Here is a 13090-nt window from a genome sequence, read left to right as displayed (position 1 = left end):
GGCTTTTCCGTGCCGCTCTCCTGTCTGGGGTCGATCCTGCGATGTGTGTCGACTGCAACTGCGGCCAACCGGTCGCCCCCGCCATTGAGGCCCCGCGGCACCTGGAGCTGGGCCAGCGCCTGCTGGTCCACAACGATGCCCAGGCGGCGGCCAACCGGGAGCATTTCGCCGCCGCCGGCGTCCGGGTGATCAACCTGCTCTCCTCGCCGGGCTCCGGCAAGACCGCCCTGCTGGAGCGGCTGGCCCTGGCGCTGGCGCCGTCGTCTCCGGCGGTGCGCCATCCAATGGCGGTGATCGTGGGGGACCTGGCCACCGACAACGATGCCCGTCGCCTGCGGGCCGCCGGGGTGCCGGCCCTGCAGATCACCACCGGCCAGGCCTGCCACCTGGAGGCGGCGATGGTGCACCGGGCCCTGCATGAGCTCGACCACCTTGGTCACCCCCTGGCGGGCCTGGAGCTGCTGGTGATCGAGAACGTGGGCAACCTGGTCTGCCCGGCCGCCTTCGACCTGGGCGAAAGCCAGCGGGTCGTGCTGCTGTCGGTCACTGAAGGGGAGGACAAACCCCTGAAGTACCCGGCCATGTTCCACTCCGCCGATGTGGTGGTGATCAGCAAGGGAGATCTGGCCGGGGCCTGCGGCTTCGATGCCCCCCAGGCCCGCCGCAACGTGGCCCGGGTGGCCCCCCAGGCCCGGATCGTGGAGCTTTCCGCCCGCACCGGTGAGGGCATCGCCGCCCTGCTGGCGGCGCTCGGCCTGGAGCGGGTGGCCGTCGCCGGGTGAGCCGGTCGCCTGGGGACGGCCGGGCCCGGCTGCACCTGGAGTGCCGCGGCGTGGTGCAGGGGGTCGGCTTCCGGCCCCTGGTGCATCGGCTGGCCGCCGAACTGGAGCTCAGCGGCGAGGTGGAGAACGGCCCGGGGACGGTGCGTCTGCGGCTGGAGGGGGACCGGCCTTCGCTGGAGGCGTTCCTGCGGCGCCTGCCGCTCCAGTTGCCCCCCGGGGCCCGGATGGAGCCGTTGGATCCCGTCTTGTCGGCGGCCGCCGCCCCCGCGGCGGGTCCGTTCCAGGCGGGGGTGCGGATCGTGACCGGCCAGGCCGAGCCGCTCGGGGTCGATCTGTTCGCGTCGTCGCTGGTGGCCGACCGGGCCCCCTGCCCCGCCTGCCTGGTGGAACTGGCCGATCCCGCCGATCGCCGCTTCGGCTATCCCTTCATCAGCTGCTGCGACTGCGGTCCCCGCTTCAGCATCGCCACCGCCGAGCCCTGGACCCGGGCCCACACGACCCTGGCGCCGTTCGCCCTGTGCCCGGCCTGCCGCCGGGAGTTCGAGGACCCGTCCGATCGCCGCTTCCACGCCGAGACCATCGCCTGCCCGGTGTGCGGGCCGCGGCTGGCGCTTCTTGATGGGTCCGGGGCGCCCCTGGCGGGTTCCGCCGCCAGCCCCGCCGCCTTGATCCGCTCCTGCTGCGATCTGCTGGCGGCGGGGAAGATCCTGGCCCTGCAGGGCGTGGGCGGTTTCCAGCTGCTGGTGGATGCCACCAACGCCGCGGCGGTGGCCCGGCTGCGCCGGCGCAAGCGACGGCCCGCCAAGCCCTTCGCCCTGCTGGTGGCCGAGGCCGAAGCCCTGGCCCCCTTCTGCGTCATCGACGCCGCCGAGCGGCGGGCCCTGGCGGATCCCGCCGCCCCGATCGTGTTGCTGCGGCGCCGCCTGGCCGCCACCGACGCCCTGCCGGGGGTGGCCCCGGGCAGCCCCTCCCTGGGGGCGATGCTGCCGGCGTCGCCGTTGCACCACCTGCTGGCGCGCGCCTTCGGCGGGCCCCTGGTGGCCACCAGCGGCAACCCCAGCGGTGAGCCGCTCTGCATCGATCCCGCCGAAGCGGTGCGGCGGCTGGGGGCCGGGGCCGGCGGCCCCATCGCCGATGTCTTCCTGGTGCACGACCGCGCCATCGCCCGGCCCCTGGACGATTCGGTGCTGCAGCTGATCGATGGCCGGCCGGCCCTGCTGCGCCGGGCCCGGGGTTATGCCCCGGAGCCCCTGGTGCTGGCTGGGGGTCCTGGTGCGGCGCCCGATGGTGTGGTGGCCCTTGGGGGGGATCTCAAGAGTGCGCCGGCCCTGGCGCTGGACGGGCGGCTGTGGCTGGCCCCCCACCTGGGGGACCTGGCCGAGGGCCGTCTGCTGTCGCGGCTGGCCGACGGTCTGGCGGCGATCGAGCGGCGCTGGGGCGGGCGGCTGACGCGGATCGCCTGCGATGCCCACCCCGGCTACCTCAGCCACCAGCTCGCCGCCGATCAGCCGTGGCCGCAACAAACGGTGCAGCACCACCGGGCCCACGGCCTGGCCGTGCTGGCCGAGCACGGGCTGCCCTTCCCGCTGTTGGCCGTCACCTGGGATGGGCTCGGCTACGCCCCGGGGGCCGACGGCGGCCCCCAGCTCTGGGGCGGAGAGATGCTGCTGCTGGGCGGGCCCGGCGATCCCTCCTGCGAGCGACTGCTGGCCCTGCGGCCCTTCCCGCTGCCTGGGGGTGAGCGGGCCATGGCGGAACCCCGCCGGGCGGCCCTCGGACTCCTGGCCGCCGCCGGATCCTTGGCCCTGGGGCACCCCGGCGCCCGCCACAGCCTGGCCGCCTTCGCGGCCGGTGAGCGCCGCCTGCTGCTGCAGGCCATCGCCAGCGGCTGCAACTGCCCCCTGACCACCAGCATGGGCCGGCTGTTCGATGCGGTCGCCTCCCTGCTGGGGCTGGTGCAGGTGCAGAGCTACGAGGGCGAGGGGGGTCTGCGCCTGGAAGGGGCCGCCGCCGCCGCTCCCCCGGAGCCTGGGCGCTGGTCCCTCCCCCTGCTGCCACCCGAGGCCGTCGCGGCGGGCACCGCCGCCGCTGGTCCCAGCCTGGGCTGGCTCGACTGGGAACCGCTGCTGGACGCCCTGCTGGCGGCGATCGCCGCCGGCGCGCCGCCGGCCCTCTGCGCCGCCCGGTTCCACCACACCCTGGCGGAGGCCCTGGCCGACGCGGTCGCCCTCGCCACGGCCGGCCGTGGGGGGGTGCCGGTGGCCCTGGCGGGGGGCTGCTTCCAGAACCGGCTGCTGCTGGAGGCCGCGATCGCGGCGCTGCGCTCCCGCGGCCTGCGGCCGTTCTGGCCGGAGGTGGTGCCCTGCAGCGACGGCGGGCTGGCCCTGGGGCAGGTCTGGGCGGTGGGCGGTCCGTGGGCAGATCCGGTCGGCGCGCCTACAACCGGGTGGAGTGCCCCCGAGCCGAACCCACCCCATGTGCCTGGCCGTGCCGGCTCGCATCCTCTCGATCCGGGTCCAGCCGCCGGCGGGCGAGTCCGGCGATGACGACGGCCTCTGGCGCATGGCCGAGGTGGATTTCGGGGGGGTGCGCCAGCAGGTGAGCCTGGCCTGTCTGCCCGAGGCGGCGGTCGGCGATCGGGTGCTGGTGCACGTGGGCCTGGCCCTCAGCCTCGTCGAGGACGACCCCCCATGACGATCACCGTCGACGGCAACGAGGCCGTGGCATTCGTGGCCTACCGCCTCAACGAGGCGATCGCCATCTACCCGATCACCCCCGCCTCGCCGATGGGGGAGTGGGCCGACGCCTGGAACACCGAAGGCCGCCCCAACCTCTGGGGCACGGTGCCGGCGGTGGTGGAGCTGCAGAGCGAGGCCGGCGCCGCCGGCACCGTCCATGGGGCCCTGCAGGCGGGGGTGCTGACCACCACCTTCACGGCCTCCCAGGGGCTGCTGCTGATGGTGCCCAACCTCTACAAGCTGGCCGGCGAGCTCACCCCCGCCGTGCTGCACGTGGCGGCCCGCTCCCTGGCGGCCCAGGGGCTCTCGATCTTCGGCGACCACAGCGACGTGATGGCCTGCCGCGGCACGGGCTGCGTCATCCTCTGCTCCGCCTCGGTGCAGGAGGCCGGCGACTTCGCCGCCATCGCCACCCGGGCGAGCCTGAAGGGGCGGCTGCCGTTCCTGCACATGTTCGACGGCTTCCGCACCTCCCACGAGATCCAGAAGATCGAGCCCATCGCCGATGACGTGCTCCACGCCCTGATGCCGATGGAGGCGGTGGCGGCCCACCGCCACCGGGCCCTCTCCCCGGACCATCCGGTGCTGCGGGGCACGGCCCAGAACCCCGACGTCTACTTCCAGGCGCGGGAGTCGGTGAACCGCTTCTACGACGCCCTCCCCGTCCACCTGGTGGAGGCGATGGAGTGCTTCGCCGGCCTCACCGGCCGCCAGTACGGCCCCTACGAGTACGTGGGCGCCGCCGACGCCGAGCGGGTGGTGGTGCTGATGGGCTCCGGCTGCGAGACCGCCGAGGAAACGGCGCAGGCCCTGATCGCGGCCGGCGATCGGGTGGGTGTGCTGAAGGTGCGCCTGTTCCGGCCCTTCGTGGCGTCCCTGTTCGCCGCCGCCTTGCCACCGACGGTGCAATCCCTGGCGGTGCTCGACCGCTGCAAGGAGCCGGGAGCCGGCGGTGAACCCCTCTACCTCGATGCGGTGGCGGCCCTCAGCGAGGAGTGGCGCTCCTGCCACGGCGATCGCCCCCTGCCCCGGGTGGTGGGCGGCCGCTACGGCCTCTCCTCCAAGGAGTTCACCCCGGCGATGGTCAAGGCGGTGTTCGACAACCTCCTGCTGAGCCAGCCCCGCAACCACTTCACCGTCGGCATCGACGACGACGTCACCCATCGCTCGCTGCCCGTCGCGGCGGACTTCCACGTGGATGGGCCCGACCAGGTGCGGGCCGTGTTCTACGGCCTGGGATCGGACGGCACCGTGGGGGGCAACAAGGCCACGATCAAGATCATCGGCGAGCAGACCGACCTGTTCGCCCAGGCCTACTTCGTCTACGACTCCAAAAAGTCGGGGTCGGTCACGGTGTCGCACCTGCGCTTCGGCCCCCGGCCGATCCGCGCCCCCTACCTGATCGAGCGCCCCACCCTGGTGGCCTGCCACCAGTGGGATTTCGTCGACCGCTTCGACCTGCTGGCCGGCCTGGACGCCGGTGGGGTTCTGCTGCTCAACAGCCCCTTCCCGATCGAGGAAAGCTGGCGGCGGATGCCGGCGTCGCTGCGCTGCGGCATCCGGGAGCGGGGGCTGTCGGTGTGGCTGATCAACGCCTACCGGGTGGCCCGGGAGGCGGGCATGGGGAACCACATCAACACGGTCATGCAGGCCTGCTTCTTCGCCGTCAGCGGCGTGCTGCCGCGCCAGGAGGCGATCGAGCAGATCCGTGCCTCCCTGCGCAAGACCTACGGCCGCAAGGGGGAGGCGGTGGTGGCCATGAACCTGCGCGCCCTCGATGCCACCCTCGACAACCTGCAGCCGCTCGACTGGCGCCAGCTGCCGGCCGAGGACGACCTCCCGCCACCGGCCCCTGCGGCCGACCGGCTCGCCGAGGCTCCCTTGTTCGTGCGGGAGGTGATCGGGCCGCTGCTGGAGCGACGCGGCGATGCCCTGCCCGTCAGCGCCCTGCCCTGCGACGGCACCTGGCCCACGGGCACGGCCCAGTGGGAGAAGCGCAACATCGCCGAGTCGGTGCCGGTGTGGGAGAGCGACCTCTGCGTGCAGTGCGGCAAGTGCGTCATGGTGTGCCCCCATGCGGTGATCCGGGCCAAGGCGGTGGCGCCGGAGGCCCTGGCCGGAGCCCCCGAGGGCTTACGCCAGGCCCCGGCCCGTGACCCCGACTTCAAGGGCCGCAGCTTCACGATCCAGGTGGCCGTCGAGGACTGCACCGGCTGCGCCCTGTGCGTGGAGGTCTGCCCGGCCCGCGACCGCACCGAGCCGAAGCGCAAGGCGATCAACATGGCCCCCCAGCGCCCCCTGCGGGAAGCCGGCCGCGGCCACTGGGACTACTTCCTGGGGCTGCCCGAAATGGCCCGCGGCGACCTCAACCTGCACAGGATCGGCCAGCAGCAGCTGCAGCAGCCCCTGTTCGAGTTCTCCGGCGCCTGCGGCGGCTGCGGCGAGACGCCCTACCTCAAGCTGGCCAGCCAGCTGTTCGGCGACCGCATGCTGGTGGCCAACGCCACGGGCTGCTCCTCCATCTACGGCGGCAACCTGCCCACCACACCCTGGAGCACCAACGCCGAGGGACGCGGCCCGGCCTGGAGCAATTCCCTGTTCGAGGACAACGCCGAGTTCGGCCTGGGCATGCGCGTGGCGATCGACCAGCAGCGCCAGATGGCCCTCGAACTGCTGGAGCGGCTGGGGCCGGCGCCGGAGCGGGCCGAGCCCTTGCTGCCCGGGGCCCTGGTGGCAGCGATCCGGGACGCCGACCAGCACGACGAGGCCGGCATCGTCGCCCAGCGGCAGCGGGTGGAGGAGCTCAAGCGCCTGCTGCACGCCATGGCACCGGAGGCCCCCGAAGCCGCCCGTCTGCTGGATCTGGCCGATGCCCTGGTCAAGAAGAGCGTCTGGCTGGTGGGGGGCGACGGCTGGGCCTATGACATCGGCTTCGGCGGCCTCGACCACGTGCTGGCCAGCGGCCGGGACGTCAATGCCCTGGTGCTCGACACCGAGGTGTACTCCAACACCGGCGGCCAGATGTCGAAGGCCACCCCCCGGGCGGCGGTGGCCAAGTACGCCGCCGGCGGCAAGGCGGCCCCCAAGAAGGATCTCGGGCTGATGATGATGAGCTATGGCACGGTCTACGTGGCCAGCGTGGCCATGGGGGCCCGCGACGAGCACACGGTGCGGGCGTTCCTGGAGGCGGAGAGCTATCCGGGGCCGTCGCTGATCCTGGCCTACTCCCACTGCATCGCCCACGGCATCGACATGGCCCGGGGCATGGAGCAGCAGAAGGCGGCGGTGGATTCCGGCCGCTGGCTGCTCTACCGCTACGACCCGCGCCGCACCGAGCGGGGCGAGCACCCGCTGCAGATCGACAGCCGAGGCCAGCGCCGGCCTCTGGCCGAAGCCATGGCCACGGAGAATCGCTTCCGGATGCTCTCCTTCAGCCAGCCGGAGCGGGCCCGGGCCCTGGCGCGCCAGGCCGAGCTGGAGGTGGGCCGCCGTCTGGCCATCTACCGGGCCCTCGCCGGCACCCCGGCCCCATCGCCGAGCGAGGCACCGGCATGACCCGCCCCGATCTGTCCGTCACCTACCTGGGCCTGGAGCTGCGCAGCCCCCTGGTGGTGGGGGCCGCCGCTCCCCTCAGCGAGGACATCGACCAGCTGCTGAGGCTGGAGGAGGCCGGCGCCGCGGCCGTGGTGCTGCATTCGCTGTTCGAGGAGCAGATCGAGCGCGACCAGCTGGAGCTGCACCGGGTGACCCTGCAGGGCGCCGACAGCTACGGGGAGGCGCTCAGCTACTTCCCCGAGCCCTCGATCTTTCACGTGGGCCACGACCTCTACCTGCGCCACCTGGAGCAGGCCCGCTCCCGGCTATCGGTGCCCGTGATCGCCAGCCTCAACGGCGCCCATCCCGGCCAGTGGGTGCAGGTGGCGCGGCGGATGGAGTCGGCCGGCGCCAGCGCCCTGGAGCTGAACATCTATTCCGTGCCGACCGATCCGGATCTCTCGAGCGCGGCGATCGAGAACCAGGTGCTGGAGATCGTCGCCGAGGTCCGCGCCGAGGTGACCCTGCCCCTGGCGGTGAAGCTCAGCCCCTTCTTCACCAACTTCGGCGCGATGGCCAAGCGGCTGGCCGCCGTCGGGGCCGACGGCCTGGTGCTGTTCAACCGCTTCTACCAGCCCGACATCGACATCGAGGAACTGGAGGTGCGACCCAACCTGCTGCTGTCCACCCCCCACGACCTGCGGCTGCCCCTGCGCTGGATCGCCCTGCTGCACGGCCGCCACCCGGTGGATCTGGCGGCCACTGGTGGCGTGCACCGCGGCACCGATGTGGTGCGCCTGCTGATGGCCGGCGCCGCCATCACCCAGGTGGTGGCCGCACTGCTGCGCCATGGCCCCGGCCGGCTCAAGGGCCTGGAGGAGGAGCTGAGCCAGTGGCTGCTGGAGCACGAGCACGCCACGGCCCGGGAGCTGATCGGCTGCATGAGCCAGCAGCGCTGCCCCGATCCCAGCGAGTACGAGCGCTCCCAGTACATGCGCGCCGTCCAGACCTTTCTGCCCGCCGATGCCGCGGCGGCGCCGGGCCCCTGGTGAGTGCTCCGCTGGCGGCGACGGCGGAGGTGGCCGCCGTGCGGGAGCTGGCGGCCGAGCTGGCGGCGATCACCACCCGCCCCTGGACCCTGATGGAGGTCTGCGGCGGCCAGACCCACGCCATCGTGCGCTGGGGGCTCGACCAGCTGCTCCCCCCCGGGCTGCGGCTGATCCACGGCCCCGGCTGCCCGGTCTGCGTCACGCCCGCCGCCACCATCGATGCCGCCCGCACCCTGGCCCGCCGACCCGAGGTGATCCTCTGCTCCTACGGCGACATGCTGCGGGTGCCGGGCAGTGCCGCCGATGCCGGGCCGGGGGATCTGCTGGGGGTGCGGGCCGAGGGGGGCGACGTGCGCCTGCTCACCTCCCCCCTCGAGGCCCTGGCCCTGGCCCGGCGCCACCCGGATCGCCAGGTGGTGTTCCTGGCGGTGGGCTTCGAGACCACGGCCCCGGCCACGGCCCTGCTGGTGCGCCAGGCGATGGCCGCAGGGGCGGCCAACCTCTCCCTGCTGGCGGCCCACGTGCGGGTGCCCCCCGCCATGGCGGCGATCCTGGTGGCCGAGGGCAACCAGGTGCAGGGCTTCCTGGCGGCGGGGCATGTGTGCGCGGTGATGGGCACCGCGGAGCTCGAGGATCTGGCGGATCGGCATCGGGTGCCGGTGGTGGTGAGCGGCTTCGAGCCCCTGGATCTGATGCGGGGGCTGGTGGCCTGCGTGCGGCAGCTGGAGCGGGGTGAGGGGCGGGTGGCGAATGCCTACGGCCGGGTGGTGCGCCAGCAGGGCAATCCGGCCGCCCGGGCCCTGCTGGAGTCGGTGTTCGAGCCGGTGGACCGGCCCTGGCGGGGCTTCGGCGTGATCCCGGGGGGCGGCCTGGGGCTGAGGGCACCGTTCCGGAGCCTGGAGGCCGGGGCCCGCTTCAGCGACCTGGCCGGTGGCCCCGAGGAGGGGGTCGAGCCGGCGGGCGTCTGCATCAGCGGCGCCATCCTGCAGGGGCGTGCCCGGCCCATGGACTGCCCCGCCTTCGGGACCGCCTGCACCCCCGAGCATCCGCTGGGGGCGCCGATGGTGTCCTCCGAGGGGGCCTGCGCCGCCTACCACCGCTACGGCCGCCGTGGCTGAGCCGGCCCCGCCCGCCACCCCCCGCATCCAGCTGGCCCACGGCGGTGGCGGCACCCTGATGCAGCAGCTGATCGACGCCGAACTGCGCCGTCTCTATGCCGACCCCGACCAGGTGCTGCACGATGCCGCCCGCCTGTCCCTGCCCCACGGTCGGCTCGCCTTCACCACCGACAGCTACGTGGTGCAGCCCCTGGAGTTCGAGGGCGGCGACATCGGCAGCCTGGCGGTGACGGGCACCGCCAACGACCTGGCCATGGCCGGCGCCAGGCCCTTGGTGCTGAGCCTGGGCCTGATCCTGGAGGAGGGGCTGGAGCTGGCCCTGCTGCGCCGCATCGTCAGCTCGATGGTGGAGGCGGCCCGGCGCTGCGGGGTGACCATCGTCACCGGCGACACCAAGGTGGTGGAGCGGGGCAAGGGGGACGGGGCCTTCCTCAACACCAGCGGCATCGGCCTGCTGCAGGTGGACGCGCCGATCGATCCGCTGGCGATCGTCCCCGGGGACCAGCTGCTGGTGAGCGGCGACCTGGGCCGCCACGGGGTGGCGATTCTGGCCGCCCGCCATGGCCTGGATCTGCAGCCCCCCCTGGCCACGGACTGCATGCCCCTGTGGCCGGCGGTGGAGGCGCTGCTGGGAGCGGGGGTTCGGCTCCACTGCCTGCGGGATCTCACCCGGGGCGGCCTGGCCAGTGCCCTGCAGGAGCTGGCGGCCCCCGGCGGGCTGGAGCTGCTGGTGGAGGAGGAGCGCATCCCGGTGGCCGAGCCGGTGCGGCGCACCTGCGAGCTGCTGGGCTTCGACCCGCTGCACCTGGCCAACGAGGGCCGCTTCCTGGCGGTGGTGCCCGAGGCCGATCGGCAGCGGGCCCTGGAGGTGCTGGCGCCGGCAGGTGGGGCCTGGATCGGCCGGGTGCTGGAAGCGGGTCCCGGAGCCGGCCGCCCCCGGGGCCGGGTGCTGCTGCGCACCCCCTACGGCAGTGAGCGGGTGCTGGTGCCCCTCAGCGGGGAACTGCTGCCGCGGATCTGCTGAAGCCTGGCGGCGCCTGTCCAGCGTGGCGCCAGCGCTTGTCGAGGGCATCGGCGAGGATCACCAGCAGCGGAGCCAGGGCCATCGGCCCCAGCCAGGCCATCGGGAATGGCCGCATCCCGAACACCGCCGCCACCGGAGCCAGCAGCACCAGGGCGCTGGCCAGCAGCGGCTCGCTGATCAGTCCCAGCCAGAGCATCGGATTGGGGATGGCGAGCATCGCCCAGGCGGGACGGCGCTCACTGCGGCAGGCCAGCAGGGTGCCCATCTGGCCGGCCACGATCAGACAGAAGGTGACGGTGGTGGCCTGCTGCTGGATCGCCACCACGCCGGCGTCAGCCGTGTGATGCAGCAGCTGAGGGGCCAGGACCCGCAGCTGGCTCCAGCCCACGCCGTTGGCCCGCCAGGTGAGCAGATAGCCCGCCATGGCCACCAGGCCCTCCACCAGCCCCAGCACCAGATAGGCCCGCACCATCACGGCCCGGTTGAGCAACGGCAGGCCCTTGGGGCGCGGGGGCAGGCGCATTACGCCGGGTTCGGGGGGGTCGGCCCCCAGCCCCAGGGCCGGCAGCAGGTCCGTGCCCAGGTCGACGGCCAGGATCTGTAGCACCGTGAGGGCAGCCGGAATCCCGACGGCCACCATCGCCAGGAAGGGCAGCACCTCCGGCACGTTGGACGCCAGCACGTAGGTGATGAAGCGGCCGATGTTGGTCACCACCGAGCGGCCGTAGCGCACCGCCTGCACGATCGTGGCGAAGTTGTCGTCAAGCAGCACGATGTCGGCGGCTTCGCGGGCCACGTCCGTGCCGCTGATCCCCATCGCCAGGCCGACATCGGCGGCGCGCAGGGCCGGCGCATCGTTGACCCCGTCGCCGGTGACCGCCACCACGTCGCCGAGGGCGCGGTAGGCCTGCACCAGGCGCAGCTTCTGCTCCGGCGCCATGCGGGCAAACACCAGCCTGCTGCGGAACTTGAGCAGCTGGCGCAGGTGCACGTCGCTGATCTGGGCCAGGGTGGACCCCTCGATCACCCGCACCGGGTCGGCGCTGGCCTGCTGTTGCGCCGTCGATCCGGCCCTGGGTCCGGGCGGGTCGAGCAGGCCGATCTGCTGGGCGATCGCCTGGGCCGTCAGGCCGTAGTCGCCGGTGACCATCGTCACCTTGATGCCGGCTTCACGGCACTGACGGATCGCGTCCGGCACCTCCGGACGGGGCGGGTCGTAGAGACCCAGCAGGCCGAGGAACATCTGGGCGCTCTCCAGGGCCTCCGCCGGCGCCTCGCCGCATCCCCCGTCGCCGCGGCGGAGTGCCACGGCGATGACCCGGTAGCCCCGGGCGGCCAGACCGTCATTGGCCTCCACCACCCGCTGGCGCAGGGCGGCGTCCAGGGGCAGGTCCGCCCCGGGCGACAACCAGGTGGTGCAGTGGTCGAGGACATCCAGTGGCGCCCCCTTGGTGATCAGCAGGGAGCCCCCGCTGGCGATCGGCAGGTCATCGGCCCCGTCGCTCCAGTCGACCAGCACGGTCATGCGGCGGCGATGGGAGTCGAAGGGGATTTCGCGGCGTCGCGGATGCCGGCCCGGCTGCTCCCCCGGCGCCAGGCCGGCGGCGGCGGCGGCCAGCAGCATCGCCGTTTCGGTGGGATCCCCCACCGCGCGCCAGGGTTCGGCGGCACTGCTGCCCCCGGCCGTGGCCGGCTCCAGACGGGCGTTGGAGCAGAGGGCGGCACAGCGCAGCAGCAGCCGCTCCAGCCCCTCCCCGGCCACCGGCAGCCAGGTGCTTTCCACCGCCATGCGGTTGCCGGTGAGCGTTCCGGTCTTGTCGCAGCAGATCACGCTGACCGAGCCGAGGGCCTCCACCGCCGACAGGCGGCGGACCAGCGCCTTGCGCCGGGCCATGCGCTGCACGGCCATGGCCAGGGCCATGGTCACCGTGGGCAGCAGCCCCTCGGGCACGTTGGCCACGATGATGCCCGTGGCGAACACCACGCTCTCCAGGGGGTTCATCCCCACCAGCAGGACGCTGAGGCCGAAGGCCAGCAGTCCCATGGTGACGGCGATGGTGCAGATCGTGTGCACGATCCGGCTCACCTGCACCTCCAGGGTGCTGGCCCCGCGGGCGGTGCCGGCGGCCAGCCTGGCCACCTGTCCGAATTCGGTCTCGGGGCCCGTGGCGTAGACGAAGGCCTCCCCCCGTCCGGAAGCCACCGTGCTGCCGGCCATCACCAGGTTGATGCGCTCACCGGTGCTGACCTTCGCCTGCAGCTGGCTGCCCTCGAGGGCCTCACTGCGGCGGGCCACCGGCAGGGATTCGCCGGTGAGCACCGACAGGTCCAGATAGAGCGCATGGGCCTCGCTCAGCCGGCAGTCGGCCGGAACCCTGTCCCCCTCCTCGAGCCGAATCCGATCGCCGGCCACCAGCTCTTCCGCCGGCAGAAAGCCCAGCTGGCCGTCACGCCACACCTGCACCTGGCTCGGCAGGGCGCGGGTGAGGGCGGCCAGGGTGCGCTCGGCCTGGAACTCCTGCCAGAAGGAGAAGACGCCGTTGATGACCACCACCGTCCAGATGGCCCAGCCCAGCTGGGGGGTCCCGGCGGCGAAGGCCAGACCGCCGGCGACCCACAGCAGCAGGGCCATGAAGTGGACCATCTGGTCCAGGAAGCGGAGGGCCAGGGGTCGACGCTTCAGGGGCGGCAGACGGTTGGCGCCGAATCGCGCCAGCCGCCGTTCCGCCTCCCCGCTGCCAAGGCCCTCCGGTGTGGTCTGCAGGGCCTGGTGGACGCCCTCCAGCGGCAGCGACCAGATCGGCTGGGAGGCGGCGAGCAGCACGGATCGGCGGCGGAGGCCACG

8 protein-coding genes are annotated in these 13090 nt (G+C 73.5%); 7 read left to right on the top strand and 1 reads right to left on the bottom strand.

Features of this window, described 5'->3' with window-relative positions; genetic code table 11:
• The first annotated feature begins 41 nt into the window (after positions 1-41).
• The 7 genes from hypB to hypE are packed head-to-tail and all read left to right on the top strand — an operon-like array spanning position 42 to position 10245.
• Positions 42-782, top strand: a complete 741-nt coding sequence (hypB, locus tag H6G99_RS12795; protein ID WP_190611838.1) for a hydrogenase nickel incorporation protein HypB — start codon at positions 42-44, stop codon at positions 780-782.
• Entirely contained in the window at positions 779-3328 is a 2550-nt protein-coding gene (hypF, locus tag H6G99_RS12790; RefSeq protein ID WP_190611837.1) for a carbamoyltransferase HypF, read from the top strand. The genes hypB and hypF overlap by 4 nt, the downstream gene beginning before the upstream one ends.
• Positions 3270-3476, top strand: a complete 207-nt coding sequence (locus H6G99_RS12785; RefSeq protein ID WP_353617245.1) for a HypC/HybG/HupF family hydrogenase formation chaperone — start codon at positions 3270-3272, stop codon at positions 3474-3476. Before hypF ends, H6G99_RS12785 begins: the two co-directional genes overlap by 59 nt.
• Positions 3473-7075, top strand: coding sequence for a pyruvate:ferredoxin (flavodoxin) oxidoreductase (gene nifJ, locus H6G99_RS12780; protein WP_190611834.1), 3603 nt, complete (start codon positions 3473-3475; stop codon positions 7073-7075). The genes H6G99_RS12785 and nifJ overlap by 4 nt, the downstream gene beginning before the upstream one ends.
• Positions 7072-8106 (top strand): dihydroorotate dehydrogenase-like protein, encoded by a 1035-nt coding sequence (locus H6G99_RS12775; protein WP_190611832.1) that lies wholly within the window; start codon positions 7072-7074, stop codon positions 8104-8106. The genes nifJ and H6G99_RS12775 overlap by 4 nt, the downstream gene beginning before the upstream one ends.
• Positions 8103-9221, top strand: a complete 1119-nt coding sequence (gene hypD, locus H6G99_RS12770; RefSeq protein ID WP_190611830.1) for a hydrogenase formation protein HypD — start codon at positions 8103-8105, stop codon at positions 9219-9221. Before H6G99_RS12775 ends, hypD begins: the two co-directional genes overlap by 4 nt.
• Positions 9214-10245, top strand: coding sequence for a hydrogenase expression/formation protein HypE (gene hypE / locus H6G99_RS12765; protein ID WP_190611828.1), 1032 nt, complete (start codon positions 9214-9216; stop codon positions 10243-10245). Before hypD ends, hypE begins: the two co-directional genes overlap by 8 nt.
• On the opposite strand, the gene H6G99_RS12760 is transcribed toward hypE, so the two are convergent.
• Positions 10214-13069 (bottom strand): cation-translocating P-type ATPase, encoded by a 2856-nt coding sequence (locus H6G99_RS12760; RefSeq protein WP_094584764.1) that lies wholly within the window; start codon positions 13067-13069, stop codon positions 10214-10216. The genes hypE and H6G99_RS12760 overlap by 32 nt on opposite strands.
• Positions 13070-13090 lie beyond the last annotated feature (21 nt).

The organism is Synechococcus sp. FACHB-909, assembly GCF_014698945.1.
Taxonomy (GTDB): domain Bacteria; phylum Cyanobacteriota; class Cyanobacteriia; order PCC-6307; family Cyanobiaceae; genus Cyanobium.
This window is presented reverse-complemented; position numbering and strand designations above follow the sequence as displayed.

Bases quoted from the DNA above. Each gene is read 5' to 3' on its own strand.
- nifJ (WP_190611834.1), top strand. From the start codon at position 3,473: ATGACGATCACCGTCGACGGCAACGAGGCCGTGGCATTCGTGGCCTAC.
- H6G99_RS12775 (WP_190611832.1), top strand. From the start codon at position 7,072: ATGACCCGCCCCGATCTGTCCGTCACCTACCTGGGCCTGGAGCTGCGC.
- hypB (WP_190611838.1), top strand. From the start codon at position 42: ATGTGTGTCGACTGCAACTGCGGCCAACCGGTCGCCCCCGCCATTGAG.